The organism is Mucilaginibacter phyllosphaerae, assembly GCF_004378255.1.
Classification (GTDB): domain Bacteria; phylum Bacteroidota; class Bacteroidia; order Sphingobacteriales; family Sphingobacteriaceae; genus Mucilaginibacter; species Mucilaginibacter phyllosphaerae.
The window spans coordinates 332122-359015 of the sequence record NZ_SNQG01000005.1 but is presented as its reverse complement, the minus strand read 5'-3'; the positions used below and the strand labels follow the sequence as shown (position 1 = coordinate 359015).

Annotated in this window: 25 protein-coding genes; 7 read left to right on the top strand and 18 right to left on the bottom strand. The window is 44.2% G+C overall.

The genetic code is table 11. The annotated features are described in order from the left end of the window. Positions 1-3: 3 nt before the first annotated feature. The 3 genes from E2R65_RS15135 (at position 4) to E2R65_RS15125 (ending at position 3364) form a co-directional block, all read left to right on the top strand. Positions 4-846, top strand: coding sequence for an NAD-dependent epimerase/dehydratase family protein (locus E2R65_RS15135; RefSeq protein ID WP_134337318.1), 843 nt, complete (start codon positions 4-6; stop codon positions 844-846). Between the two features lie 64 nt (positions 847-910). Further along, the gene (cysS, locus tag E2R65_RS15130; RefSeq protein WP_134337317.1) at positions 911-2401 is read left to right on the top strand and encodes a cysteine--tRNA ligase; all 1491 of its coding nucleotides are present in this window, start codon (positions 911-913) and stop codon (positions 2399-2401) included. A gap of 96 nt (positions 2402-2497) precedes the next feature. Then, complete coding sequence (locus tag E2R65_RS15125) at positions 2498-3364, top strand: nuclear transport factor 2 family protein (RefSeq protein ID WP_134337316.1); 867 nt, start codon at positions 2498-2500, stop codon at positions 3362-3364. Between the two features lie 124 nt (positions 3365-3488). Here the strand turns inward: E2R65_RS15125 and E2R65_RS15120 are convergent, their stop codons facing one another. Further along, complete coding sequence (locus E2R65_RS15120) at positions 3489-4451, bottom strand: AAA family ATPase (protein ID WP_134337315.1); 963 nt, start codon at positions 4449-4451, stop codon at positions 3489-3491. Between the two features lie 3 nt (positions 4452-4454). Further along, complete coding sequence (locus tag E2R65_RS15115; RefSeq protein WP_134337314.1) at positions 4455-5837, bottom strand: peptidylprolyl isomerase; 1383 nt, start codon at positions 5835-5837, stop codon at positions 4455-4457. Between the two features lie 152 nt (positions 5838-5989). Here E2R65_RS15115 and E2R65_RS15110 point away from each other — a divergent pair, with 152 nt between their 5' ends. Together E2R65_RS15110 and E2R65_RS15105 are read left to right on the top strand one after the other, a co-directional pair. Next, entirely contained in the window at positions 5990-6613 is a 624-nt protein-coding gene (locus tag E2R65_RS15110; protein ID WP_134337313.1) for a hypothetical protein, read from the top strand. 1 nt (position 6614) lies between these two features. After that, positions 6615-7205, top strand: a complete 591-nt coding sequence (locus tag E2R65_RS15105; RefSeq protein ID WP_134337312.1) for a non-canonical purine NTP diphosphatase — start codon at positions 6615-6617, stop codon at positions 7203-7205. A gap of 8 nt (positions 7206-7213) precedes the next feature. Here the strand turns inward: E2R65_RS15105 and E2R65_RS15100 are convergent, their stop codons facing one another. Further along, the gene (locus E2R65_RS15100; protein WP_158285287.1) at positions 7214-9763 is read right to left on the bottom strand and encodes an OstA-like protein; all 2550 of its coding nucleotides are present in this window, start codon (positions 9761-9763) and stop codon (positions 7214-7216) included. Positions 9764-9814: 51 nt separating this feature from the next. Here E2R65_RS15100 and tilS point away from each other — a divergent pair, with 51 nt between their 5' ends. Then, positions 9815-11149, top strand: a complete 1335-nt coding sequence (gene tilS / locus E2R65_RS15095; protein WP_134337310.1) for a tRNA lysidine(34) synthetase TilS — start codon at positions 9815-9817, stop codon at positions 11147-11149. Further along, entirely contained in the window at positions 11146-11631 is a 486-nt protein-coding gene (locus E2R65_RS15090; RefSeq protein WP_134337309.1) for a hypothetical protein, read from the top strand. Before tilS ends, E2R65_RS15090 begins: the two co-directional genes overlap by 4 nt. An 85-nt stretch (positions 11632-11716) precedes the next feature. On the opposite strand, the gene E2R65_RS15085 is transcribed toward E2R65_RS15090, so the two are convergent. The 15 genes from E2R65_RS15085 to E2R65_RS15015 form a co-directional block, all read right to left on the bottom strand. After that, positions 11717-13285: a gliding motility protein RemB gene (locus E2R65_RS15085; RefSeq protein WP_373867799.1), complete on the bottom strand. Its 1569-nt coding sequence runs from the start codon at positions 13283-13285 to the stop codon at positions 11717-11719. A 70-nt stretch (positions 13286-13355) separates the two neighbouring features. Then, positions 13356-14492, bottom strand: coding sequence for a GDP-mannose 4,6-dehydratase (gene gmd / locus E2R65_RS15080; RefSeq protein WP_134337307.1), 1137 nt, complete (start codon positions 14490-14492; stop codon positions 13356-13358). A 65-nt stretch (positions 14493-14557) separates the two neighbouring features. Further along, the gene (locus E2R65_RS15075; protein ID WP_134337306.1) at positions 14558-15121 is read right to left on the bottom strand and encodes a DUF3109 family protein; all 564 of its coding nucleotides are present in this window, start codon (positions 15119-15121) and stop codon (positions 14558-14560) included. Positions 15122-15128: 7 nt separating this feature from the next. After that, positions 15129-15911, bottom strand: coding sequence for a DUF3108 domain-containing protein (locus E2R65_RS15070; protein ID WP_134337305.1), 783 nt, complete (start codon positions 15909-15911; stop codon positions 15129-15131). Positions 15912-15945: 34 nt separating this feature from the next. Then, positions 15946-16461, bottom strand: coding sequence for a DUF2480 family protein (locus E2R65_RS15065; protein WP_134337304.1), 516 nt, complete (start codon positions 16459-16461; stop codon positions 15946-15948). Positions 16462-16533: 72 nt separating this feature from the next. Beyond that, a complete protein-coding gene (locus E2R65_RS15060) occupies positions 16534-18630 on the bottom strand; it encodes a peptidylprolyl isomerase (protein WP_260172225.1) in 2097 nt (698 codons plus the stop codon). 108 nt (positions 18631-18738) lie between these two features. Continuing rightward, complete coding sequence (gene lptC, locus E2R65_RS15055) at positions 18739-19305, bottom strand: LPS export ABC transporter periplasmic protein LptC (RefSeq protein ID WP_134337302.1); 567 nt, start codon at positions 19303-19305, stop codon at positions 18739-18741. A gap of 6 nt (positions 19306-19311) precedes the next feature. After that, positions 19312-20634: a hypothetical protein gene (locus E2R65_RS15050; protein WP_134337301.1), complete on the bottom strand. Its 1323-nt coding sequence runs from the start codon at positions 20632-20634 to the stop codon at positions 19312-19314. Then, positions 20627-21370 carry a type III pantothenate kinase gene (locus tag E2R65_RS15045; protein WP_134337300.1) on the bottom strand — a complete coding sequence of 248 codons (744 nt, stop codon included), beginning with the start codon at positions 21368-21370 and terminating at the stop codon, positions 20627-20629. Before E2R65_RS15045 ends, E2R65_RS15050 begins: the two co-directional genes overlap by 8 nt. Beyond that, entirely contained in the window at positions 21371-22063 is a 693-nt protein-coding gene (purQ, locus tag E2R65_RS15040) for a phosphoribosylformylglycinamidine synthase subunit PurQ (RefSeq protein ID WP_134337299.1), read from the bottom strand. A gap of 45 nt (positions 22064-22108) precedes the next feature. Further along, positions 22109-23095 (bottom strand): DUF6427 family protein, encoded by a 987-nt coding sequence (locus tag E2R65_RS15035; protein ID WP_134337298.1) that lies wholly within the window; start codon positions 23093-23095, stop codon positions 22109-22111. 212 nt (positions 23096-23307) lie between these two features. Then, positions 23308-24291, bottom strand: coding sequence for a glycosyltransferase family protein (locus E2R65_RS15030; protein ID WP_134337297.1), 984 nt, complete (start codon positions 24289-24291; stop codon positions 23308-23310). A 32-nt stretch (positions 24292-24323) separates the two neighbouring features. Next, positions 24324-25178: a UDP-2,3-diacylglucosamine diphosphatase gene (locus E2R65_RS15025; RefSeq protein ID WP_134337296.1), complete on the bottom strand. Its 855-nt coding sequence runs from the start codon at positions 25176-25178 to the stop codon at positions 24324-24326. A gap of 447 nt (positions 25179-25625) precedes the next feature. After that, positions 25626-26156 carry a DinB family protein gene (locus E2R65_RS15020; RefSeq protein ID WP_134337295.1) on the bottom strand — a complete coding sequence of 177 codons (531 nt, stop codon included), beginning with the start codon at positions 26154-26156 and terminating at the stop codon, positions 25626-25628. Beyond that, on the bottom strand, positions 26153-26875 hold the full coding sequence (locus E2R65_RS15015) for a YjjG family noncanonical pyrimidine nucleotidase (protein WP_134337294.1): 723 nt from the start codon (positions 26873-26875) through the stop codon (positions 26153-26155). Before E2R65_RS15015 ends, E2R65_RS15020 begins: the two co-directional genes overlap by 4 nt. Between the last annotated feature and the right edge of the window lie 19 nt (positions 26876-26894).

Here is a 26894-nt window from a genome sequence, read left to right as displayed (position 1 = left end):
CAAATGAAGATTTTGGTTACAGGGTCATCAGGCCGTTTAGGCTCGGTAACGGTAAAGTATTTAAGGCAATGCGGTTATCTGGTACATGGTGTTGACCTTGTGCCCGCTGATACCACAGATGAGCTGATAGACATCAAAAACAGGGATGCAGTAGAAGCTTCAACAAGAGGTATAGATGCCATTATCCATATAGCGGCGATCCACGGCAGGCATTACGAGTTGAACTACCCGCGCGAAGCTTTTGTTGATGCTAATATTTACGGTACGCTAAACCTGCTGAATGCCTGTGTGAAAAACAACATCAGGCAGTTTTTATACACCAGCACCACATCTATCTACGGCAATGCTATGGTTGATGCCGATAAAGCGGTTTGGGTTGATGAACTGCTGGCCGAACAGCCCCGTGATATTTATGATATTACCAAACAAACTGCCGAGCAGCTATGCAAGGATTTTTTTTATCAGGAAGGCCTGCAAACATCTGTGTACCGGGTTGGCCGTTTTTTGCCCGAACCGGATAACCTGAAAATAAACCACAGGCTTTACCGCGGCCTGGATGAACGCGACGGTGCGCAGGCATTAAAACTGGCCTTGGCGGTAAGGTTTGAGGAATTTGAGGTGTTTAATATTTCCAGCGGATCGCCGTTTGGTAAGGATGAGCTGGTTGAGGTAAAAAAATCTCCAAAAGAGGTGATCCTGCGGCATTACCCGCAGGCAGGGGAGATCTATCGTGCCAAAAACTGGGCTTTTCCGGAAAGTATCGACAGGGTTTATGTTTGCGACAAGGCCAGGCAGTTGTTAGGCTACCAGCCAAAATATACTTTCGATTATCTGTTGCACCAATAGTCACATAAAAGTAGGCATTGGTAATACCTATAAACTTCAAATCAAAAAAATTGTAAGTTTGCGCATGGAACAAAAATTATTTGTTTACAACACTTTAACACGTAAAAAAGAAGAATTTATACCGCTTGATGCCGGCCATGTGGGCATGTATGTTTGCGGCCCCACCGTATATAGCGATGTGCACTTAGGCAATTGCCGCACCTTTATGTCTTTCGATCTGATTTTCAGGTACCTGCTGCATTTGGGCTATAAAGTGCGCTACGTGCGCAACATTACCGATGCCGGCCACCTGGAGAGCGATGCCGACGAGGGAGAGGACAAAATATCTAAAAAGGCAAAGATAGCCCAGCTGGAGCCGATGGAAATTGTGCAGAAATACACGGTAGATTTTCATAACGTGATGCAGATCTTCAACGCCCTGCCACCCAGTATAGAACCTACCGCAACCGGGCATATTATTGAGCAGATAGAACTTGTAAAGGCCATACTTGAAAAAGGCTATGCTTACGAGGTGGATGGCTCGGTTTATTTTGATGTAGAAAAGTACAACCAAACGCAAGATTACGGCATACTTAATGGCCGTAAACTGGAGGATATGCTGAACAATACCCGTAACCTTGGCGGGCAGAATGAGAAACACGGCAAGCTTGACTTTGCCCTGTGGATAAAGGCCAAGCCCGAGCATTTAATGAAATGGCCTTCGCCCTGGGGCGTGGGTTTTCCGGGTTGGCATTTAGAGTGCTCGGCCATGAGCAATAAGTACCTGGGCCAGCAGTTTGATATCCACGGCGGCGGTATGGATCTGATGCCTACCCACCACACCAACGAGATAGCCCAGAATATGGCTTGCTGCGGTAAAAACCCGGCATCGTACTGGCTGCATACCAATATGCTGACCACTAACGGGCAAAAAATGTCAAAATCATTAGGGAACAGCTTTTTGCCGCACGAACTTTTTTTAGGTACCCACCCTTTGCTTAAAAAAGGCTACAGCCCCATGACGGTGCGGTTCTTTTTTATGCAGGCCAGCTATCGTAGTACGGTAGATTTTAGTAACGAGGCCATAGAGGCTGCCGAGATCTTTTATAAGAAACTGGCCGAGGCCGCCAAAAAGCTGACCACCCTGCAGCAAAACCAGCTGATAAAGGTTGACGAGGAAACGGATAAAGCGATTCATGATTTTTGTGACGATTGCTATCATGGCATGAATGACAATTTTAATTCGCCAAAAACGTTAGAGGCATTAAATAACTTATCCAAGTGGATCAATACGTATTCGGGCAGTAACCGTAATTCGGGCGAGATCAGGACGGAGACATTTGAAAGGATGAAGAAAACGTATAACGATTTCTTTTTTGATGTTTTGGGGTTAAAGCAGGATGATAACGAGAATGCCGACACCGACGACCTGATGAACCTGGTTATAAAATTACGTAACGAAGCCAAGCAAAATAAGGATTACGCCACATCTGATAAGATCCGCGAGGGGCTTAAAAGCATCGGTTTCCAGCTAAACGATAACAAGCAGGGCACTACCGACTGGATAAGAATTTAGTTAACATGTGTTAAAACATTTTAAGTACGGGCTGCTTTATGTTTATCAGTAAAATAAATTATTAAATTGCCCAAAGTAAATTATACTACCGTTATTATGAAAAGAACATTGTTGGCCGCTGTATTATTATCCGGATTTAGCCTTTCGGCCATGTCGCAAACCAAAGTGGAGGTAAACTCGGTGGTAACTGCCGAAGAAAACTTTAACAAACTTGTGGAGCGCAAAGGTATTAAACAGGGTTTTTTAGCTGTAGCCGATGCAGAGGGTATTGTGTTTAAGCCAAACGCAGTTAAAATAACCGATTTTTATAATGGCATTGATAAACAACCCGGTAAATTAAGCTGGCAGCCAAAGTTTGCGCGTTTATCTGCCAACGGAGACCTTGGTTTTACTGCCGGCCCGTATGTTTATCAAAATGGTAAAACAGACGATGATAAAGTTTACGGCGATTATGTTTCTGTCTGGCGTTTAGATAATACAGATCAGAAGTTTAAATTACTGATCAATCTGGGCATACAGCATCCCGAGCCGGAGCATGAAGTAGTGACCGATTTTAAAGAGCCCGACCTGGCTAAACAAAAGGCCGCAAGTAAAGACCCGTTTGCGGGTAAAAATGTATTAACCGGCACCGATAAAACGCTTAATCATTCGTTATCGTTGTCAACTTTAGCGGCATACAAAGAGTTTTTAAGCCCAGAAGCGCGTTATTATTTCCCCGGTTTTGAGCCTATAACGGGTACAGATAAGATCCTGAAGTTTTTAGATAACGAAGGAATCAGCATCTCTGCCGAAACGGTTAACGTGGGCCGCTCTACCAGTAATGACCTGGCCTACACCTACGGCACCGCACGTATCAAAAAAGGTAATATCGTAAACAACTATAACTACGTGCGCATCTGGGAGATCGACGCCAACCACCGTTGGAATGTGTTAACAGAAATATTCTCTACGGTAGAAAACTAAAATCAGATTTAAATCAATCCTAAGTATTAAAATTCTAAACTCTAATTTCTAAATCCTAATTAAGTTCTTATTTTAAATTTAGAGATTAGAGTTTAGCTTTAGTATTTAGCGTTTAGAATTTTGTCTAAAATAGCTGCTCGATAATATCATGGGCAGATAGGCCTTCGGCCTCGGCGTGATAGCTTCTTACAATGCGGTGGCTGAGGATAGGTTTGGCAACCGCCTGCACATCCTCAATATCCGGCGAATACTTACCATTAAGCACAGCATGGCATTTAGCCCCCAGCACAAGAAATTGTGATGCGCGGGGGCCTGCGCCCCAGTTTAACAAACGTTTTACCTGCGGGCTTGCAAACTCGCTGTTGGGGCGTGTTTTAGCTACCAGTTTCACGGCATATTCCAGTACATTATCGCTCACCGGGATATTGCGCACCAGTTGCTGAAAGTAGATGATCTGCTCGGCATTCAGCTGTTTGTGCACGCTTACCTGCGCTGTGCTGGTGGTGTTTTTAACAATCTGCAATTCTTCTTTAAAAGAGGGGTAGTTAAGCGCTACGTTAAACATAAAACGGTCTAACTGCGCTTCGGGCAGCGGGTAGGTACCTTCCTGCTCAATTGGGTTTTGGGTGGCCAATACAAAAAAGGGCTTGCCCAGGGTATGTGTAACACCTGCGGCCGTAACCGATTTTTCTTGCATGGCCTCTAACAAAGCAGCCTGCGTTTTGGGCGGGGTGCGGTTTATCTCGTCGGCCAGGATGATGTTAGAGAACACCGGCCCGCGTATAAATTTAAAGTTCCGGTCTTCGCCCAGTATCTCCGACCCAATGATGTCAGAAGGCATCAGATCGGGCGTAAACTGGATGCGTTTAAAATCAAGATCAAGCACCTGCGCTATGGTTTGTACCAGCAGGGTTTTTGCCAGGCCGGGCACACCCACAAGCAGGCAATGCCCGTTGCTGAAGATCGATATCAGCACGAATTTAATAACCTCGTCCTGCCCTACGATCACCTTGCCAATTTCCTGGCGAATTTGCTGGTAAACCTCCTTTAAAGCATCAGCAGCCTCAACATCCGAGCGATATGGCATACGTTATTCAGTTTTGGCTTGTGCGGTGGTTTCTGCCGTTACCCAGCCCTTTAATGGCGGGCAGCTTTGATACTCAGGGTCAATCTTTATAAAGGTTTCTTTACGGCGCTTATCAAACCACTGGCTAATGGTACGGGTAAGCTTGTCGTTATTGGCTTCCTCTTTCAGCTTGGCAAAATCCTGCTCCAGGTTAGCCTTGTGCGCGTTGGTTACCGATTTTAAGTACAATATTTTATAGCTTTTTTTGCCGGTTTGCGCATCGGTAAATAAAGCCGGTTTTGATACCGAGCCCACCTTCATGGTATCGGTTATCAGGGCAACCTGCGGGTCGAGCTTATCTGTCGGGATGTAGGTTGTGCGGGTTTGCACGTTATCGGCATTCAGCATCATGCCGCCGTTAAATTTACTCTCCTTATCATCCGAATAGAATGATGCAGCGGCAGAAAAATCAAACTTTTTAATGGCAAGCATGGCCTTGTAAACACTATCGGCAGTGGTATGCGCCCTGTCTAAACTGGATTGGGTGGTTACCGGGGTGATCAGGATATGGCGGGCATGCACCTGTTCGCCACGGCGCTCTATCACCTGCAAAAAGTGGAAACCAAAGTCGCTTTCAAATACCGGCGAAACTTCGCCTGCCTTTAATTTAAAGGCATTGGCCGTAAATTCCTTCACCATTTGCTGGCGGTCAAAAAAGCCCAGGTCGCCGCCCTCTACAGCCGATTGCTGATCTTGCGAGTACAATCTGGCCAGTGTGGCAAAATCTTCGCCTTTTTTTACCCTTGCCCTCAGGTCTTCTGCCTTTTGTTTATAAAATTCTTTTTCTTCTTTGTTCAGTTTAGGGTTAAAAACTATTTCACCCACTTCCACCTCTTTGTTGTATGATCGCAGGCTGTCTTTAGGGATCGCATTAAAGTATTTTGTTACATCCTGCGGGGTGGTGTTCACCTTTTCGGTGATCTTTGAACGCATGCGCTGCGCAATCAGTGACTCTTTGATATCCGGGCGAAGCTCGTCCTTGTACTGAATAACAGACCGGCCCAAAAACTGCTCTAACCTATCCTGGCTGCCGGCGCGTTGTATAAAGCTGCGCATACGGCGGTCAACTTCGGCGTCTACATCTTCATCCTTTACCTGCACACTATCAATTACCGCTTGCTGTGCCAGTAATTTTTGGGTAAGCTGGTTTTGCAGAATAAGGCATTTGATGCTTGGGTTTGGCTGCTGGCCGCTTACCAGGTATTGTGCATATTGCAGTTCGATATCTGATTGCAGTACAATGCTGTTGCCCACAACGGCTGCAATTTTATCAAGTGCGCGTTTTTGGGCGTGTGCAGCCGATAGAAATATAAGGGTGGTTAAAAGCGACAGTCCGATTTTTCTCATGTAATTGTTCAACTAATACTACGGATAGTTTATCCGTTAAAAATGCAAATTTCGGTAAAATTTATTAATAATAATGTATTATTAACCCGTTGTGCGAATATGCCTATAATGCTTCAACATGAATAGGTATTTTTGGTTAAATTATGTTAAATATGAAAGTTGAAAATCCGCAGGCCTTCCGTTATATCATGCCAGACGAGATCTATCTTTTACCTAAGGATAAAGTTGCCTTGCCTGCCGCATTACCTGTAGCCGAAGCACCTGCTGCAACGGATAACCTGCCGGTAGCTCCACAGCCCGCGGCGATAACTCAAACAGCTGTAACGCCTGCTTTAACACCAACGCCCGCTATCGTGATCCCGCAGATCCTTCAGCCTGTTGTTGAAACGCCCGAAACCGGGTTTAATTATCTGGGCAGCAACAATAAAAACTTTTTAATACTGGTTAATTACAGTAATGAAACGCACATGGCAGCCACGCATCTTACCGCGCTGGCAAGCATCCTGCAGCGTAAAGAACTTAGCCTGGATGATGTTGCTGTTTTGAATGTAAATAAATACCAGCCCGTAAAACTGGCCCAACTGGCGGCATATTTTAGCCCTACCCGCCTGGTTATTATGGGCAGCGATGCGTTACCCGAAGGGATAGGCAAATTGCCGCTTAACCAGCCTTTGCAGGGTAAAAAAACGCACGTGCTGTATAGTTTTAGCTTTGATGAGATGATGAGCAGTAACGACAACAAAAAAACCTTTTGGGAACACATGAAAACACTTTAATATGCAGCAATTAGTTTTTGCAACCAACAATGCCCATAAGCTGGCAGAAGTGCAGGCCAAGGCCGGTAACGATATTAAACTGTTAAGCCTTGATGATATAAACTGCCAGGATGATATAGCAGAAACGGGCTTAACCTTTAACGCCAATGCATCCCTTAAAAGCCACCACATCTATCAAAAATATAAACTGAATTGCTTTGGCGACGACAGCGGGCTGGAGATAGACGCCCTGAATAACGAACCCGGCATTTACTCGGCCAGGTATGCCGGTACACATGGCAACCACCAGGCCAATATGGATAAAGTGCTGGATAAGTTAAAAGGCAGCAGCAACCGCAAGGCCCGTTTCCGCACGGTAATATCTTTACTGTGGAATGGCGGGGAGCATTTTTTTGAAGGCATCGTAACCGGCACCATCCGTACCGAACGAAGCGGAACCGCAGGTTTTGGTTACGACCCCATCTTTCAACCGGATGGTTATAACATCACCTTTGCCGAAATGAGCATGGACGAAAAAAACAGCATCAGCCACCGCGGCCGCGCGGTAGATCTGATGGTTGCATTTTTAAATACCCGCATCAAGGCTTTTTAAGCGCAGTGCTATCCCTTTTTTAACGGGGTAACCGGCGCTTGTTTCTTCACCGTATCTGCCGCAGGCTTAACAACAGGGGTTATAGGGCTGGTTGCCGTTTTATCCTGTTTGGTTGTTTTACCTGCCGGCGTGGCAATGGCGGGTGTTTTGCCTGCAGGCGGCTTGGCCGTACCTACGCTATCCTTACCGTTTTTTGCACCTGCAGGCAGGGTTAGCTTATTTTGTAACGAGTCTTTTCCGGAGGCATTCCGGGCCTTGTCCAGCCCGGCCTTTTTATCGGCCGCGGCCTGTGCGCGGGCCAGTTTCCTGTTGTACGACGGGATGATGGATTCTTTTGATACCGGCCTTTCCTTCGGCTTCCAGATAAAGCCTTTCAAAATCCGCTCATCCTCGGTAAACTTACTTAACGGGCCGTAGCGGTGCTCGGGCTTGGTGATAAAAAATATGTTTGATGCGCTGCTGTTTTTAAAGTAAATGCGCATCCTGCTGCTTAATGACCGCTGCATGCCGTCAACCTTCTTCAGGCTGTCGCGGGTAAAGTAAATGCTTTCGGCGTTGCCTACAATAAACATCCGGTCCAGCTTATCGTTCTTAAAAAAGCCCCTCATCTTTTTCCCCGCTATCTGGTTAAAGTGGGTCGAGTCGTCTTTCTCTATATTCACAATAAACGATGAAGGGAACATATGCAGGTTATCCAGCTTTTTGTTCTTCATCTGTATGGTAATAGTATCTCCCGATAGCTGCGACCCCTGTGTCCATATCAGCGGGTTTACATAGCATTTAAGGGTAGAGTCGCTGTAGCTGTAAAACATCGAGTCGGCCTTGGCCTGCAGGTCAGATTTAAACAGTTTGGCGCTATGGTAGGCCTTCACTATCCTTACGCGTGCGGTATCACTCAACACCACCGGCGGGGTAAAAAATATCGGGTCGTTATCAGCTTCGGGCTTTGCCGCTTTTTTTAAACCGGCAAGCGGGCCGTCCTTACCGGGCTTGGTTACCGGCGGTGCGGCTACTGCCATTGGCTTTGGTTTGCCAAAAAAATCGCGATGGTAATGCGAGGTATCCTGCACCCATTTAGGTGCCTTTAAAATTAAAAACTTATCGGCCTTGCGCTGTTCTGCCGGGGTAAGCTTATTAACTTTTACCGCCGTAGTATCGCGGATGCGCGAAAGGCGCAGCGTTTCCAGCATGGCTTTATAGTCTTTATAGGTCATGATCTGGGTTTCCAGGGTATCGGCAGAAATATAGATCGAATCGCGCTTTATCTTTTTTTCGGGCGTTTTAATTTTTGCCGTTGTATCTATCATCGAGAATGCCGCTAACCCCGCGGGTTTGGTTGGCATGGCTAATGATGGCTTTTTAACCGTTTTGGTGTTGGTTTTAACTACGGCACCTACAAGCGCCTTTACCGCCGCCGGGTTGGCGGCAGCTGTTTTTGTTAAAGTATCCTTAAGCAACTTTACCGCCAGCGGGTTAGCCGCTGCTATTTTGCCTGCCGTATCTGCCAATGCCTTCGCGGGTAAATTACCGGGTTTTACAGGTATGGTATTAGCCGGGGGCTTTGTAGCAAAGGCATTGGCCTTGCCTACAGTTGGTGCTGCTTTAGTAGCAACCGGGTTGGCCGTTTTAACGCCGGGCTGTATCTGCACGGTATCTGTTTGGGTGGTATCTTTTTGTTCGGTAACAATAATTACATAAGGGTCCTGCGTAACTACGGTGCGTTCGCCCGCCTTATAATAAGTAGCCAGGTCGCCCTTCAGGGTAATATTTTGTTCCCTGTCATGAAACGTTACCCGCTTAACTGCGCGGCCATAGCCTTTAAGCTTGTCGTAAAATAAACTATCGCCCTTTAAGGTTTTGGTACCTTGTTTATACAGGTTTTTCTTCCCGAAGAAGGCCTGCTCGGTAACGGTGTTATACAAACCGTTTTCGGTGTACAGGGTGTCTTTTTTGTCTTTGTTATCGTAAATATTTGTGGGCCCGTAAAAATAGGCTATGCGGCTGCCGCTGTTATAGCGCATGGTGTCGGTTTTTATCAGGGCATCTGGCGTTACCAGCACTACGTTGTACCTAAAGTAAGCATCGCGCGAAAAGGCAAAATAATAACCGTTCTTACTGGTCAGGGTGTTATCCTTGTTCACCAGCTTGCCGCCCCCGGTGTAGGTGCCTATGCGGGTTGCGGTGTTGTAGGTAAGGTAATTGGTTGTTAAAACGGCATCCTTATCAATCATCTTTACATTATCGGTAAGGATGGCTGTTTTGGTGTTGCCGTTGTAATTCAGCTTGTCAGCGTAAATGTTCAGCGTATCGCCCTGGGTAATGTTTACATGGCCAAAAGCATCAAAAGCGTTATCCTGCGCATAAAAATACCCGCTGTCTGACCGCATTACCGAATTGTCCTGCTTAAATACGCCCTGGTAAACCTTAAGTACATCCCTGCCGTTTAGTTTTATGCCCTGGCTGCTTTTTGATTGTATAAGGTAAACAACCGACTTTTTCTGCGCAGAAACCGCCAGGGTAATCAGTAATAGGATTGTAGTAAAAAGGTATTTTATCACAATGGCAAAATTAGTTTTTTGCGGGGGTTATTAAATTAATAATTTTGGCGTATGCTCCCTGTAAAACGCTTTGTTGATTTTATTGAACAAAATAGCTTATTTACGCCTGCCTGCAAAATACTGGCAGCCGTAAGCGGGGGCATGGATTCTGTTTTGATGGCACATCTGCTAAAAGCAGCCGGTTATAATTTTGGCATTGCACATTGTAATTTTATGCTGCGCGGCGCCGATGCCGATGCCGACCAGGAATTTACCCGCCTGCTTGCACAGCAAATGGGCGTTAGCTTCTACACCGTTAATTTTGATACAAAACAATACGCGGCCGATAACAAGGTTTCCATCCAGATGGCTGCGCGCGATATGCGGTACCAATGGTTTGCTCAGATCAGCCAATCGGCAGGTTATGATGCCATATCACTCGCTCATCATCAAAACGATACGATCGAAACTATATTGTTAAACCTTACACGGGGTACCGGCATTGCTGGCCTGCATGGCATCCTGCCCAAAAATGGCCCCCTGGTGCGCCCGCTGCTTTTTTTAACCCGCCACGAGATACAGACTATCATCAGCGCCGAAGGTTTAAATTATGCCGAGGATGCCTCGAACGCATCGGTAAAATATGCCCGTAACAAAATACGCCACCAGGTAATCCCGTTACTGAAAGAACTGAACCCAAACCTGGAAAGCACGTTTGAAAACAACCTGCGCAACTTTAAGGACCTGGAAGTACTGCTGAACGATAAGGTGGCCGCATTAAAAAGGGAGTTGCCGGTGCGGCATGGTAACGAGGTGCACATCAGCATTGATGCAGTAAAAAAGCTTTCGCCGCAGCGCCTGTTGCTTTTTAGGCTTTTGCAGGAGTATGGTTTTACCCAACCGGTAGTTGATGACCTGCTTACTGCTTTAAACAAGCATGCAGGCCGCGTTTTTGAAAGTGCCGCCTTTAAGTTGCTGGTTGACAGGGGGAAACTCATCATATCTCCCAGGGCTGTAAAAACGGATACCGGGGTAAACATCGATAAAAACACTACAAACGTGATGTACAACAGCTATAAACTAACCTTATGGCATGATGACAGCCCGCTCATTATCCGGGATAACCCTTTGGCGGTATCGGTAGATGCCGCACTGCTGATTTACCCTTTAACATTACGCGCATGGCAGCAGGGTGATGTTTTTTACCCGCTGGGGATGAAAAACAGGCAAAAGCTGAGTGATTTTTTTATTCAGGCTAAATTGCCCCTGCATCAAAAAAATGCTGTGCCTGTACTGCAAAACGGCAACGGCGAGATCATCTGGCTTGGGGGTTACAGGCTGGATGATAGGTATAAGGTGCGTAATAACACTAAAAAAGTTACTATATTCGAACTGTATAAATTATGAGCGACAAAGGCATTTTTATCGAGAAGCAATACCTGGGCAGGGAATGGATCCCTATAACCATCCGCCTTGTTTTGGCCCTGTTTTGCTTTGCTGCCTACTTTTTTACCGATGAGCGGGAGCGCAACGGCGACCTGCTGGCCATTGTAGGGTTTGTGATCATTATCATATCCATCATTATGGGTTTTCTGCTGCACTTTAGCACCACGGTTATCAATAAAAGTATTTTGCTTGATGGCTTGTGGAGCACCCGCAGGGTAAAAATAGATCTGAACAGTATTGTAAAGGTTGAAAAAGGCACTTATAGCAGGTACTTATTTAATAACCCGGTTTACAACCTGCATACAAAAGGTACCATCCGTTTTTACGCCGCCGGTAACGATGCCATACATTTAACCGACAGGGACGGCTTGGTGTACATCATCGGTTCGCAGCATGCTAATGAACTTTTAAGGGCGATAAAAGGTGAAATGAAGCCGGTTTAAAGTCGAAATATTTCCATAAAAAAGGCAGCTTTGGTCATACAAAGCTGCCTTTTTTTATGATGTTTTTTTATTAGTTAATGATTTGTTAATGCGTTTTGTAACTGGCCAAATCGGTATAGATCTGGCGGAACGAGCTGCGTACGCCAAAGGTTAACATGCTGGTTTTATCATTAAAGGCGCTGTTCTTTTCTGTACGGTAGATGCCCCCAAGCTCTAACCTTAAATTGTATTTTGGGTTAAGCACATAGCCAATTTTACCCTGCAGATAAACCATATTGGTAGTTAAGCCCTGGGCAATGTTATTATTGTTTTGCTGTACGGGTTTGGTGTAAGGCAAAAAGATATCTTTACCATAGTTGGCGCCGTTTATATCAAGCCCGTAATGGCCGTAATCAACTTCGCCCATCAGATCAAAACGTTTGTAAGAGTAGTTTAGCAGGGCAACCACCTCGCGAAAGTTTGCTCCCCAGGGATGCGCTAAAGGCTCGCTGTTTGCCGAATAATTTAAGATTGTTGCCCTTTCGGAATAGGTAAAAGGCCTTACCGTATTGGTTTCTAACAGGTAATTCAGGTTTTTTACACTAAACAGGTTTGCACCCCTGATACCAAACTGGTAGCCAAATTTATTACGTACGCTCCCGGTGTTTGAAAAAAATTCTTTTGCCTGGAATTCATCCAGCGAGAACTGGCCATAGGCCGTAATACCGTCTGTTAATTTATATTTACTGGTAAAGCCAATGAGTGCATTATCCGGCGAGCCGTTTGCGGCCTCTACCGGCCTTAAAAATATCACCGGGTTTATATAGCTAAAATCAAAGCCATGCTTATAACCGTTATCATCTACATTACCCCATATTACCGAATCAAAGAAACCTATAGACAGGCGGTTATTTACGTTCCAGTCCAGATAGTGGAAAACACCCCATTTGCTGCGGTTGTTAAAATGATCGCTGGTACCCGCCGGATCGGCAAAATTGGCCCACATGGCCATGTATTTTACGTTACCCAGGTTAGCTGTTAATTTAAAGAAAGGGTATGGCGATGAATAATCAGATAGTAACAATGAGCGGTAGCCATCGCCGATAAAGGTTTTATCACGGCCGGCAGTAATGTTTAAAAATTTAACAGGCGTGTATGATGCTATGGCAGTTATATAATCCCAGCCATAAGCGTTTGGCTTGTTGTTAAAAGTGCCTGCATAAGCCATTCCCGGCACAATACCTACCTGCCGGATATAAGTTGAAATATAATCGGGCACCTGGGCACGGTTTAAATAACCGGTTACATTATAATAAAATTTGTTGCTAACAGTACCCCCTATCTGCAACCCTATAGAGCTGAGGTAGGTGTTTCTTTTCTGCGAAAAATCCCGGCCTACATTAAAATCCGGCAACAGGTCTGCATAAAAAGTAGAGTTAGCGCCTTTTATATCTATTTGGTGTTCGTTAAAAAGTTTGCGGTATAAAATATCTTTATTAGATGCATTGCTGCCATAATTGATGATCGAATCATAACTGCGCATCAGTAAGGAATCGTCAACAAAGAAGGGTTTCAGCGAAGTATGCAGCCGTGTTTTAGTAGAATAGGCGTCAGTATTAAACTTTTGATAAAATTCGTAAGAGTAAGGCTGATAGATTGATTGCGAACGGGCAATGCCTGCCGTAACCAATATTAATGTTATACTGATAAGTATTATTCTCTTCATATCATTCCGTTTGGGCTGACTATTCAAAATAGTTTAAAGTTTTAAAGCCGCCTTTTTTCATGTGCTCATCTTTTTTGGCCAGGTGCAGGTCAGACTGAACCATGTCTGTAACCAGCGCCTGCAGATCGTAGCCTGGTTCCCAGCCCAGTTGTTTTTTAGCTTTGGATGGGTCGCCGATCAAAAGGTCAACCTCGGTAGGCCTAAAATATTTAGGATCAACCTTAACAATGGTTTGCCCGAATTTTAAAGCGTCGGCGTTTAAGCCCAATGCTTCTATTTTTTGCTGGTCGATATCAATGATCACTCCGCGTTCATGCTCGTCTTTGCCGCTAAATTCAACTTCAATGCCCAGCTCATTAAAGGCCATTTTAATAAATTCGCGCACGGTGGTGGTTACACCTGTTGCTATTACATAGTCCTCGGGCTTATCCTGCTGCAACATCAGCCACATGGCTACAATATAATCCTTGGCATGCCCCCAATCGCGCTGGGCCGATAAATTGCCTATATACAGGCATTCCTGCAGGCCTAACCCAATCTTGGCTACAGCACGTGTAATTTTACGCGTAACAAAAGTTTCGCCGCGTATCGGGCTTTCATGGTTAAATAAAATACCATTGCAGGCATACATCTGGTAAGCTTCGCGATAATTCACAATGATCCAGTATCCGTAAAGTTTGGCCACTGCATAAGGCGAGCGTGGATAGAAAGGGGTTGTTTCGCTTTGCGGCACATGCTGCACCAAACCATAAAGCTCTGATGTAGATGCCTGGTATAGGCGGGTTTTTTTGGTAAGCCCTAAAAGCCTGATGGCTTCCAGTATGCGCAATACACCAATACCATCGGCATTGGCTGTGTACTCGGGCGAATCAAAACTCACCTTAACGTGGCTTTGTGCACCCAGGTTATAGATCTCATCGGGCTGAATTTCCTGTATCAGCCGGGTTAGGTTCATAGAATCGGTAAGGTCGCCGTAATGAAGCATTAATTTTGCACCGCTTTCATGCGGATCCTGGTACAGGTGGTCTATCCTGTCGGTGTTAAAAGATGATGCCCTGCGTTTTATGCCATGAACTTCATACCCTTTTTTCAGCAAAAATTCAGCTAAGTATGCACCATCCTGCCCCGTAATACCAGTTATTAAAGCTTTTTTCATCAACAATTTATTATAAGCTACAATATTATTTAAATTAATTGTAAAAGCAGGCATTGGCTTAACTGTTAAATACCGGCAACAGTATCTTCCAGTTCGCGATACCAGTTTTCGCCGTATTTGCGGATAAGAGGGCCTTTTAAAAATTCATGCACTTTTACCTGTAGTTCATCCCCAAAAGTACATGCGGGGCTACAGATGTTCCACCGGTCGTAATTTAAAACATCAAATTCCGGATAGGCTGTTATACGGATAGGGTATAAGTGGCACGAGATTGGTTTTTGCCAATTAACAGCGCCTTCTTCATAAGCTTTTTCAATGGCGCATTTGGTGATACCGTTTTCCCAGGTAACATAAGCGCATTCTTTGTTAGTATCTACACAGGGGGTGGTATAATCACCTTCAAAATCGGTAACGTGTGTACCTTCCCGCTCAATAGTAGCAATACCTTTGGCTGTCATGTATGGTTTTACCTTCGGATAAATATCTGCCAGTATCTCCAGTTCATCATGGTTTAGGGGCGCGCCCGAATCGCCCTCCAGGCAGCATGCACCTTTGCACTTGTTTAAATTGCAAACAAAATTGTTTTTAATCACATCCTCGTGCAACAACACGCTTCCTACTTCAATCATCTTATATTTATTTTTTTACCGGGTTTAAGGGATATTTAAGCCCGCTGGCCTGGCTAAGGTCCATTACCAAACTGCCAACTACAAGTTCTACATGCGCCTTAATAGGAATGCGGTTCTTATCGTCGGTTATCCACAAATATAGCATACTGTTTTTTCTGAATATGCGGCCGGGAATAATTGTGGGGTTAAATTTTAAACAATTAAATGTACCCAACCCGCATTTTACCTGCTCTTTACCCAGGTAAGTAATGGTTAACGAGTGAATCCCATCTTCTAAAAAATAGCGTAATTCCAGTTTTTCGCCAATCTGCAGATGCGATACATCAATATTACGGGCAAAATAATAGCAGGATAAAAAATCAAACACATTACCTGTAAAAGGGAACTTGCCCTTATCGGCAGTAATCACGTTCTTTTCCCTGTCAAATGTAACCTTATCGCTGTGCCTGTACTTTGATTCCTGCCTGTTTTCGGCATAGTAATAAGGCAGCAGGGTAACCGGGTCTATATAGGAATGATACTCGTTACGGGTTTTAAACAGCAGGTTAAAAGTGCCGATTGTTTTGGCGCTGGCATTAATATGCAGGGCAGCGTGTCCGTTAAACTTTTGTGGCGTGTTCTCTACCTTTATCATCGCCTCGGCCGCGCTGAAAAAGCCATATTTTAATTTATAAGTTATTTGTTCGCCCGCCTGAAAGGCAACCTCTTTGGTTTTAGTGGCCTGCTGATCCTGACTGTAAGCGCCAATAAAGCCGTTAAGCAGTATAAGGATTAAATAGTATTTCTTCATTTGTTTGATATAGACGCAATTACCGCTACCCGGTTTAATCCTTGCGTTTATAAATAGGTACGGTAGAACAGGGTTCGCCAAACATCAGGCTTTTGGCAATAGGGGTAAGGCGCTGCGTTAGCTCTACGTAGGCAGATACCGGTACCGGGATATCCCCGCAGCCTTTTATCACCACGCGCTGGTCGCGGTACTGCTCCACATCAAGGGCTTTAAGTTCTGTTACAAATAACACGGTTTCCAGCACTTCGGCATCACCAAAAACAACCTGGCGGGCGTAGGGCGCCATACGGTTTGCCAGCAGCATGTAAGCCCATGCGGGCACAATGGCATCGGCAGTGCAGGTTATAGCTACATTCTTATCCTGGTATTGTGCCCAGTCGTGCGTTTTAACAAATTCACGAAAATCTTTTTCGCGCAGCATCAGGCCATGGAAAAGGTTATCCTTAATATCATAAACCAGGCGTTCGCCGGGTGCATAAAATTGTGCCGGGTCTAAAGTAACCAGGCCGCTTTGTGCAACTTTATTGATGATGTTTTCCTGTATTTCCATAACGGTATTTAATAAAAAAATCCGGCATCAACTATAACGTTAATGCCGGATGCAAAATTACTTTAAATTTTGTTACATAAACTTAGCCCTGTTATCTTTTACATTCGCCTTATCTTTTAAGGCATCAAGCACCGAACCTTGCGAGCGTTGCAGCAATACCTGGCCAATTTGCTGTTTTTCGCGGATGTTGTTGGTAAGCTGTGCCGGGTTGGTGAAGCTATCTAATGTAAATACATAAACCCCTTGCTGGCCTTCAATTGGTTTTGACAGCTTGTTTGGCTGTGAACCAAATACGGTACCAATAACTTTATATTCTGCTGCCGAACCAGGGATAACCGGGTTAGCAAATACAATGTTTTGTAAAGGTGTAACCTTGCTGCCGGCTTTTTGAGCAACCTGATCGATGTTTGAAGCACCGTTTAATGCAGACTGGAATTTATCTGAAAGCTGTTTGCCTTTAACCTGGATACGAACCGCAGGCTCAATTTGCTTTTTAACATCCTCTAATGATAGTATGCCTTTAGGTTTAATGGCAGATAAACGAGCTACTACGTATTGGTCGCCTGATGCGAATACCTGGTCAGAAAAGTCTCCTTTTTCTGATTTAAATGCCCATTTAACAATTTCGCGTGCATTATCTAAACCGATTACGCTTGCTGCAACGGCGTTTACATCCTCGGCTTTTTTAAGCGGAAGGTTTGCCTTTTTAGCCTGCGCATCAAAATTATCTTTGTTTAACGAGCTTAAGAAAGCCTGGGCTTTGCTGTAAACCGCAGCTTGTGTTTTGCTGCTTGGCGTTAACGGTTTATCTACTACAGCTATTTTAACGTATTTAGACGAGCCCTTTTGCTCTTCTACCTGGTAAAGGTGAACACCAAATTGCGTGGTAACCACTTTTAATTCTCCAGGTTTAGCACTAAATACCGCATCATCAAAAGCAGGTACCATAGCGCCGCGGCCAAAAGTACCCAGGTCGCCGCCTTTTTCGCCGGAAGCTTTATCGATCGAGTACATTTTAGCCAGGTCTGCAAATGATTTACCACCGGCAATTAATTTTTTAATAGAATCTGCCTTAGCCAATGCCTTGTCAATACCCCCTTCGGTAGTTGGGTTTATCAGGATATGCCTTGCTTTTATAGAATCGGGCCCAACACGCGAATCGATCAGTTTAGCTACTTTATAGCTGCCGTTTGAAAAATATGGGCCGTAAATAAAGCCTTTATCTGCAGTAAACATTACCGAATCCAGCTTAGGCTCTAACTGGCCTTTTTTCTGGTAGGTAAGCTGCCCTTTTGTTTCAGAGTTGATCTGTACAAAAAGCGAATCATTAGCCGTGGCTTTGAAATCGCCAACCAGTTTTTCAACCTGTGCTTTTACAGCAGCGGTATCATCTTTAGATGGTGCTGCGTTAAAGCTGATGTATTCAAAGCTGCGCAGTTCCTGCTGATTTTTAAATTCGTTTTTGTGTGCGTTGTAATAGGTGCTGTAATCGTCGTCGGTTAGTTTAATGTTAGCATCCGGTATAGATGCATAATCCAGCACGGTGTATTTAAAGTTAGCCAGCTTGTTTTTCGCCAGGTAATCGTCCTGCGCATCAAGCGAGTTTACATAAAGGCCGTTGGTAACCAACGCCATGTATTTTTGCTGTTTTTTTGCAGTGATCAGTTGCCTTACAAAATCATTCCATGCGGCAAGCTGTGCTGCATCTGCCTTAGGTGTTTGCAGGTACTGTAAAAACTGGTTCAGTTTGCTTTTATCAAACTGCCCGTCCTGGCCTACAAACTGGCGCTGTATCTGTGGGTCGGGGTTGCTGCCGCTTATCATCGACTGGCTTTCGGCCTCGCCAACAACAATACCCAGTTTGTTTATCTCTTTATTTAAAAGTAGTTCGGTTAAATACTGGTTCCAGGTGGTTTCCTGGATGTAGTTAGATACCTGTGGCGTGATGCTTTGCCCGCTTTGCTGTTTAAACTGATTAGTGCTTTGCTCTAACTTCTGGCTAAAATCAGCATAGGCGATTTTTTCGCCGTTTACTTCACCAATATTGGTATTGTCGCCCCTGAAAAAAGAACTGCCGGAACGAACCACTTCTTCGGCAATAAAGCCTAAAAGCGCTACACCAATCACTATTGCGAGAATCTTTCCCATTCGTTCCCGCAAAAAACCCATTATGCCCATATAATTATCTATGTTTTATATTTCTCAAAAAGAGGCGCAAGATACAATTTTTACTAAAATTCTATAACACAAAATTTTGTGTAAATAAATAGGGGGATATTATTGCGAAAGATCGCCGTTAACATGTATAACTGCGGTGGAGTTTTGAAACACCGGGTTTAAGAATTTATCATCGCTTAAAAAGCTGGTGCCGGTCATCTCGTCGCCGTTGGGTTTGGTCATCACTACCTTTTTGTCTGAGTAGATCTGTTTTTTTTTCATATCCCACATAAGTTCTTCAGACCGGTAAACAGAGCCGTCGCCTTTAGTAGCAACCACATTTTTACGAAAAACGATCAGGTCTTTTTCTTTATAATAAAAGCCGGTATCTGCTATTACATTGCCATCTTCAGAATAAAGGATAACCTTTACACCCTTTGGCATTATTGTGTAAGGATTTTTTTTAGTGTCGTAGTCTATCATCAGCGGGGTTAGCAGCCGGGCCTTTACGATAGCGTCATCGCTGAATATCATATCAACACCGGTTGTGCGCTGGATGGGTTTGGTGGCATCGGCCGCAGCAATAGCCTTTACCTTATTGATATCGTTTTCGCAGGCGCTTAAAAGCAGGGCTGCAAAAACAGCCGGTAAATAAATGCACAGTTGCTTTAGCCTGCCTGGTATCATACAAAATTAATCAAACCTGTATTTCTGGAACCACTTATCGTTAAGCGTGAATGACAAGTGAACGTTAATATAATTCTCTTGAACCAGGCTATTGGTAAGTGTACCGCGTTTGCCAACTTCGGCACCAATATTTATACGGTAAAAGCTGGTATTGTTTGCCCTTAAAGGCAAGCCCAGGCCGCCTGTTACGGCGTATCTTTTAATATCGGTATTGTTTACCCTAAGATAAGTTTGGTCGTAAATAAAACCTAAGCGGTAGTCTACAGATGCAAAATAGTTTGACAGCGAGTTAACGTTTGGAGTAAACTGGCCGCCAACATTAATGGTTTTGCTATCATTAAGGCTTTTATTAACACCGGCTACGGTTAGTTTAGACCAATTGCTCATGGTATAATCTGCACCTATCAAAAATTTGCCGTCGTATTGGTATGATACCCCAAAACGGTTGATCATAGGGAGCTGTATTTTGGCAGATGGCTGCTGGTTGTTTACCAGGCTGTCTGTCGCTACGCCTTCGTCGCCGCTTGCGTTTCTGTAATAACTGCTTACGATGTAGTTGTTAGCTGTGTTTAGTTTGGTATTGGCAGATGCCGAGTAGCCAAAGGTTAAATGTTTACGCGGAGAAAAATCTACCGAATACTGTACGCCGTAATCATAGTTTAAACCTGTTATGCTATTGCTTTCTTCGATGCGCGAGTTGAGTACACCGGCCAGTGAGGGTACTTCTGTTGATTGGGTTTCTTTAAGGTTACCAAATATATAAGAGATGTTAGCACCAATAGATAAGTGTTTGCCTATGCCAAAACCATAACCGATATAAAATTTAGATAAGCCCCCGTCGCCATTATAGATATAATTAACTGCGCTGGTATCTGATGGCAGGCCTGTGCTGAAATTGGGGCTTACCTGTTTGTAGCTGTAACCCAGTTCGCTGTAAGGCATTAAACCAAAACTAAGTGCAGAGCGTTTTGAAACAGGGATGCCAAAGGCAACATGACTAAGCCTGAAATTGGCATTGGTTTGCGATGCCTGGCCGCTTTTTTCGAGCGTGTTGAATTTGCCGTATATCCCGGCGTCAATAACGGTTAAGCCAATTGCAGAATAGGATGCAGGGTTAAGCGGGTTGATGGTATAAAAGTTATTGATGCGGTTGGTTGCTACGCCAATGCCGCCCATTGCCAGGTTTTGCGGCAGCAACATGGGGCTTATATCGCCTAAACCATAACGTGAATATGGGGAACTGGTAGTTGCAGTAGATTGTGCCTTTACGCCAAATGCCGTTACAGTAAATAAGAACAATATTATCAGGAACCTTATATTTTTAATCATTATGCTTTTGTATCGCTGCGTTTAATCCTTTAAGAACCAGGTAAGGTTCAATTTTAATATAGGGGGCAAAGATGCTATTTTTCAATAGAGTATCAAAAAAAATACTATCGCCCCCGCTTAGTATAATGTTGTATCCTTGTGTTGTTTTAATGTACTCTTTTATGAAGCCTTCCAGCTCATATTTTATACCGTTTTGCACGCCCGACCGGATGGCCGATGCCGTATCATCGCCATAAGCAGCCGTAAAGTTTTTATCGGCTTCTAAAAAAGGCAATGCCGCGGTATAATGGTTAACGGCTTTATAACGCATATTTAATCCCGGTGATATACTGCCGCCAAAATAATTTGCATCGGCGTCAATATAATCATAGGTTATACAGGTGCCTCCGCTTATAATTATATTATTGGTATCGGGGTATAAATAATTAGCCCCAATTACAGCTGCAAGCCTGTCGGCGCCAAGTGTATCGGGTGTTTTGTAAAGGTTATTGATGCCTGCTTTTATGCTGCTGTTAAAATATGTTACCGGCAGCGTGGCCTCCAGCAGCATTTGCCAGGGTTGTTTTGTTGTTTTTACAGATGCTATGATAACCCTATCGGCTTTATATTCGCTTAAAAAGCCTTTAATATGCGTTTCTTCCGGGTTTTGATATTGCCCGGCTTTTAAGAGGTGGTCGTTTTCAAAAACGGCCACTTTGGTAAGCGTGTTGCCAATATCAATAACCAGGTTTGGCATTTAAGCTTTAGCCAGTGATAATATAGATTCGAAAATGGCCAGGCCATCCTCGTTACCCACCAGGCTTTCTGATGCGCGCTCGGGGTGTGGCATAAAGCCAAACACGTTGCGGCCGGCATTAGTTACCCCTGCTATGTTTTCGATAGAGCCGTTAGGGTTGCTTTCGTCGGTAACATTACCTGCCACGTCGCAGTAACGGAACAGCACCTGGTCGTTATCATTTAACGCCTTTATTACGTCGGCATCGGCAAAGTAATTACCCTCGCCATGGGCTAAAGGTATTTTTAATGCGCGCTGCGGATCAATAAATTGCGTAACCAGCGAATTTTGGGTTTGCGCTTTCATGTGAATGTTGCGGCAAATAAACTTGCGGTTTTTATTATGCAGCAATGCACCCGGTAACAGGCCGGCCTCTGTCAATATCTGGAAACCGTTGCAGATGCCCATTACTTTGCCGCCTTTAGCTGCAAACTGTATCACCTCTTGCATAATAGGCGAGAAGCGCGCAATGGCGCCTGAACGCAAATAATCGCCGAAGGAGAAGCCGCCCGGCAATACAATAAACTCAGCACCCTGCAAATCATGGTCTTTATGCCATAACCGCACCACCTGCTGGCCCATTACATTTTGAAGAACATGGATGATATCCTCATCACAATTTGAGCCTGGAAATATTACTACACCGAATTTCATGCTACAAAACTAATATAACCTATGAAATTTGAACGAATGTAAAAGTTAAAAAGTGTTAAACTGAAAATATATGATGCTGATAAGCAGTAATAAATACAAACTTTCGTACATCCACTTTACGCTGGCATTGATAAAATAATACGACAAGAACACCGCCGCAGGCACCGCACACAATAAAAAGTGGTTTAAATTAAACTGCGATTTTACATAAAATGACAGGCCGCCAATTAAAAATATGATTAGCAGTAGCTGGAACGATTTGCGCACCTGTACGTAGCTTTTATAATAGTTTTGCTGCAATTTAAAAAAGTAAAGTATCAGAATGATCAGTACCGGCACCAATACCAGGTAATTATAATACTTAATGTTGATGCTGTTTGGGAACCGGGTACCCAGCGGCGCCCAGATATGGTAAAAGCTGCCCAGCTTATTATTGAGATAATAAAAAACTGCGAAAAAGAAGAATACGGTAAGGTAACCCAAAATGCCGGAAACCCATTCGCGCCAGTTAAAAGGCTTAAAGATGATCAGGGCTATCCAGATAGCCAGGAACAGGTAAATATAGGGTAAGTAAATAATGGAGCCTATGGCAACAATCATCCCCAGGTCAAACGCGGTAGATTTGGCATCATCGCTTTTATAAAAGCTAAAGAGTTTAAATAGCATCCATATTACCAAAAAGTTACAGATAAGCGGTGAGCTTAATACCATAAACGGCGCAAACAGCGACGTAAGCGTAACATACATTAGGGAGGGTAAAAAAGTAGGCCTGCCCAATAGGTTGTAATGGTTAACCAGATAGTTAAGCAGCAGCGCCTGCCCCAGTACCAGCACGGCGGCTAAAAAAACGTTAAGCATGGGAGAGAAAGCATACTCGTAAGATACCGGTACCAGCAGGCGGGCAAAGGGCTCAACAAAAATAAACTCAAGCTTATCCGGCACCCGGGCAATGTAGCCTATACGCAGCACAAACATTAAAATGGCCAGCCATATTACGTTAAGCGGATTAAATATCTTAAAAATACTGATCATACGGGTTGGCCTGTGCACGCAAAATTAGCAGAAAAATTTAGAGTTGCAGGCAGTGGGCATTATTGTCAGTCTGAGCTTGTCGAAGACTTGTACGCTTTGCTAATGGTTCGACAGGCTCACCCTGACAATCTCTGCTATGTCAGTCTGAGCTTGTCGAAGACCTGTGCGCCTCACTAATGGTTCGACAGGCTCACCATGACACGTTTAAATACTTACCGCGCGTATTTCTTCACCATATCATCCACTATTTTAGCGGTTTCATTCGGAAAGTCAACCACAATGCGTCGGTCATCGGCCAACCAGTTGTTAATGCGCGATACAAAGTCGTGATTAATGGTATGCACTACTTCTACCCCTAATTTTGATGCAGACAGGGCATTACATTGCTGCTCGTACTGCCCGCGCATAGGTATCATCAAAACCTTTTTACCCAAAAACAGGGCTTCGGCAGGGCCTTCAAACCCCCCGCCGGTAAGCAGGCCGGTGCAACTTGCCAGGCTAATGTTAAATGCTTCGTTATTTACCGGGTACACGCTTACATTACCTTCGCGATAGGCTATTTTGGTGCGTTTGCTAAAAATCTGCCATTCGGCCTTGGTTTCTTTTAAATGCTTGATGAGTGTTTTATCGCTGTAGGCAGGCAGGTAAACGGTGTAATGGCCTAAGTTGCTGGTAACCATGCTGCGGATATCGCTGCGGATAACCGGGGTGTGGATAAAATCGTCATACCGCTCAAAGTGGAAACCAATATGGTGCGTGGTGGGCGAATAATATTCAAACAGCCATTCGGCATAATTCCATTTTTTAGGGCGCGGCGTTTTTTGCGATACAAAAGAGCATTGGTGGCTTAATGATACCGATGGAACTTTTTGCAACCGGCAGGCCCAGGCGCTTACAGGTTCAAAATCGTTGATGACCAAATTATAATCTTTTAGCGGAAGGCTGTGCATATCTTTCCAAAGCTGGCGCAGATTCATGATCTTAAAAGTGGCCCAATTATCTACCCCGCCATTTTTGCCAAATACAAAGCTAAAACCATGCAAGTGGTATTTCAGCGGCTGCGATAAACTAACTTCAGCTTCGGTGCCGCTTATCAGCAGGTCTACGTCGCCATATTGCTGCAACAGGGGCACAATTTCGCGGGCACGACTAATGTGGCCGTTACCTGTTCCCTGAATACCGAACAATATTTTCATAGATAGCTGATGTGACGGGCAAATATAATGGATTAATGCGCTTCCTGCTTAAATCTTTCTAACAGGCTGCGTACATCCAGTTTGGCGTTAAGGTCCTCGGTGTCTGAGGTGTCATCTTCGTCGTTATCCTGTTTAAAATCTTCAGGCCGGTATTTAAACACCGTCCATTGCTTATCATGATATTCTAAAGCGGTAAGGCTTTCCACCCAGTCGCCGCTGTTTAGATATAATACCGAACCTGTGTTTTCGGTAGATTGGATCTCGCGGATCTCGGCATGGTGGATATGCCCGCAGATAACGTAGGTGTAGGCTTTCTCTACGGCCAGGTCGGCAGCCGTTTGCTCAAACTGATTAATAAACTTTACGGCATCTTTAAATTTAGCCTTTATTTTTTGCGAGAAGCTCATCTTTGGCCTGCCCATAGCGGTCAGTAACCAATTGGTCATACTGTTGATCAGGATCAGCGTATCGTAACCCACCGCACCTAATTTGGCCAGCCATTTAGAGTGTTGCATGGTTACATCAAATACATCACCATGAAAGATCCAGGCTTTATGCCCGTCAATATTCAGCACGATCTTATCCAGCAGCTGAAAGGTGCCCAGGTTAAAATCAGTAAATTTACGCAGCATTTCATCGTGGTTGCCGGTAAGGTAATACACGGGTACGCCCTCGGTTACAAACTTCAAAATGCGGCGCACCACCTTCATGTGTGTTTCGGGCCAATAAGATTTACTGAATTGCCAAATGTCTATAATATCCCCGTTGAGGATAAGCATTTTGGGCTTAATACTTTTAAGATATTTAAGGAGTTCTTTGGCGTGGCAGCCGTATGTGCCTAAATGGACATCAGATATGATAACTATATCTACTTCGCGTTTTGCCATTAAAATGGATGGGCTAAGTTAATAGCCGTTAATTTATGTACGCCGGGTGTTGGGCAAACGGGAGGATCTTATTCCTCGTCGTCGTCTTCGTTAACCTTTAGTTCGTAAGGGCTTAGATAAAATGCACCAAGCAATACCAGCAATCCTATTACAAACAAGTAAGTAAATTCAAAATTCATCTTTCCTTATTTTTACAAATATCAACTAATCAAATTATTGTAGTGTTAAGACTGTGTTAAATGTTAAAGGTTACGCAAAACAAAAAATAATTAGATAGCAGGCGTTTGCAGGCCGTTATTGGCCTGTTTGGGTATGGTAAGTTACCCAAATCAAATGAAAAGTACATGAAAGTTTAGCGGTATCAGTAAGTATAATACTAAATGTCTGACTATGAATTATTTGTGTAAATGGTATAGTGTTCACGCTGTGAACATGAACGCTTTAAGGCTATCCTTTGGCAAAGTTATTTTTAATACGTTCTAATTGCTTTAAATGATGCTGCAAATGCACGCGGATAAATTTAAACCATTGCGGGGCATTTAACATACCCAGGCGCGGATGCGCCCAGCGGGCATTTTTAGGTGCATCGTTTACCATTGCAGCAACTAATTCAATTTTTTTGCGGGTTTTTATGATCAAATTTTTAATGTCTTCTTTATCTGACTTTTTGGGAGATATTTTTTCAGATACGGATCTGGGTACTTTAAATTTACCGGGCGGGAAACTCCCCATAAACATTACATAATGCCCCCAAAAGTTCATGCCTTTTTTAGTAGGCGGGCAGGTATTATTAGTACAGCATTCTAAAGCTATTGCCGAATTTAGGCTTGCCTTAAGTATATGGTCGTAAACTTCGGTATAACTCCACCCACCCATGGGCGGTGTTTGTGTAAACCGCTCGTCGGTAAAAGTATCCAATTGCCGGCGGTAGGTATCTAATGCGGTATCAATTGCGCGGCGCTCTTTGGTGAGGTTCATAACAGTAAAGTTAACTCTTTTAAATGGTGTATCTGCATGTCCACATCTGCAGGTTTTTCTGCCTGCAGAGGGTTAAAATAAATGGCATCCATACCTACGCCCATAGCTCCGCGGATATCTGCCTCAATGCTGTCCCCAATCATTACACTTTCGGGGATGGTGGCACCCGCCAGTTCAATAGCATGTTTAAATATGGCCGGGTCGGGTTTATTAACGCCCACCACTTCGGATATAATGATGTTTTGAAAGTAGGGCGACAGGTTAGTGCCTGCAACCTTCATTTCGGTAGATTCTTTAAACCCGTTAGAGATCAAATGCAGCGTGTACTTGCCTTGCAGGTAAGCCAGCGTTTCGTGCGCATGCGGAAACAAGTTTGTTTTAGTAGGGCCAAGCATTACATAAGCGTCCTCAAAATCCGCAGGCATTAGGTCGGGCTGTACACCTAATTCAATAAAGGTGCTTTTAAAACGGGCTTCGCGCAGTTCATCCTTGGTGATTTCGCCCAGGTGATATTGTGCCCAAAGCCGGTGGTTATGGCGGGTATAAGTTTCGATAAACAGGTCTGCCGATTTTAGGCCGATATCTTTTAACTTATAAGTGCTATAAAGTTCGTGCAGGGTTTCTTCAGCGTTCTTATCAAAATCCCAAATGGTGTGGTCAAGGTCGAAGAAGATGTGTTTGTATTTAGATGTGCGGTTTACGATTGTAGATTGGGCCATGCATTCACATTTTGATTCA

Coding starts and splice junctions, on each gene's coding strand:
- E2R65_RS15060 (WP_260172225.1), bottom strand. CDS start 18,630: ATGGGTTTTTTGCGGGAACGAATGGGAAAGATTCTCGCAATAGTGATT.
- E2R65_RS15135 (WP_134337318.1), top strand. CDS start 4: ATGAAGATTTTGGTTACAGGGTCATCAGGCCGTTTAGGCTCGGTAACG.
- E2R65_RS15015 (WP_134337294.1), bottom strand. CDS start 26,875: ATGGCCCAATCTACAATCGTAAACCGCACATCTAAATACAAACACATC.
- E2R65_RS15025 (WP_134337296.1), bottom strand. CDS start 25,178: ATGGCAAAACGCGAAGTAGATATAGTTATCATATCTGATGTCCATTTA.
- E2R65_RS15030 (WP_134337297.1), bottom strand. CDS start 24,291: ATGAAAATATTGTTCGGTATTCAGGGAACAGGTAACGGCCACATTAGT.
- E2R65_RS15050 (WP_134337301.1), bottom strand. CDS start 20,634: ATGATTAAAAATATAAGGTTCCTGATAATATTGTTCTTATTTACTGTA.
- lptC (WP_134337302.1), bottom strand. CDS start 19,305: ATGATACCAGGCAGGCTAAAGCAACTGTGCATTTATTTACCGGCTGTT.
- E2R65_RS15020 (WP_134337295.1), bottom strand. CDS start 26,156: ATGAACCTCACCAAAGAGCGCCGCGCAATTGATACCGCATTAGATACC.
- purQ (WP_134337299.1), bottom strand. CDS start 22,063: ATGAAATTCGGTGTAGTAATATTTCCAGGCTCAAATTGTGATGAGGAT.
- E2R65_RS15045 (WP_134337300.1), bottom strand. CDS start 21,370: ATGCCAAACCTGGTTATTGATATTGGCAACACGCTTACCAAAGTGGCC.
- E2R65_RS15065 (WP_134337304.1), bottom strand. CDS start 16,461: ATGGAAATACAGGAAAACATCATCAATAAAGTTGCACAAAGCGGCCTG.
- gmd (WP_134337307.1), bottom strand. CDS start 14,492: ATGAAAAAAGCTTTAATAACTGGTATTACGGGGCAGGATGGTGCATAC.
- tilS (WP_134337310.1), top strand. CDS start 9,815: ATGCTCCCTGTAAAACGCTTTGTTGATTTTATTGAACAAAATAGCTTA.
- E2R65_RS15070 (WP_134337305.1), bottom strand. CDS start 15,911: ATGAAGAAATACTATTTAATCCTTATACTGCTTAACGGCTTTATTGGC.
- E2R65_RS15035 (WP_134337298.1), bottom strand. CDS start 23,095: ATGATCAGTATTTTTAAGATATTTAATCCGCTTAACGTAATATGGCTG.
- E2R65_RS15110 (WP_134337313.1), top strand. CDS start 5,990: ATGAAAGTTGAAAATCCGCAGGCCTTCCGTTATATCATGCCAGACGAG.
- E2R65_RS15115 (WP_134337314.1), bottom strand. CDS start 5,837: ATGAGAAAAATCGGACTGTCGCTTTTAACCACCCTTATATTTCTATCG.
- cysS (WP_134337317.1), top strand. CDS start 911: ATGGAACAAAAATTATTTGTTTACAACACTTTAACACGTAAAAAAGAA.
- E2R65_RS15120 (WP_134337315.1), bottom strand. CDS start 4,451: ATGCCATATCGCTCGGATGTTGAGGCTGCTGATGCTTTAAAGGAGGTT.
- E2R65_RS15125 (WP_134337316.1), top strand. CDS start 2,498: ATGAAAAGAACATTGTTGGCCGCTGTATTATTATCCGGATTTAGCCTT.
- E2R65_RS15075 (WP_134337306.1), bottom strand. CDS start 15,121: ATGATTGAAGTAGGAAGCGTGTTGTTGCACGAGGATGTGATTAAAAAC.
- E2R65_RS15105 (WP_134337312.1), top strand. CDS start 6,615: ATGCAGCAATTAGTTTTTGCAACCAACAATGCCCATAAGCTGGCAGAA.
- E2R65_RS15090 (WP_134337309.1), top strand. CDS start 11,146: ATGAGCGACAAAGGCATTTTTATCGAGAAGCAATACCTGGGCAGGGAA.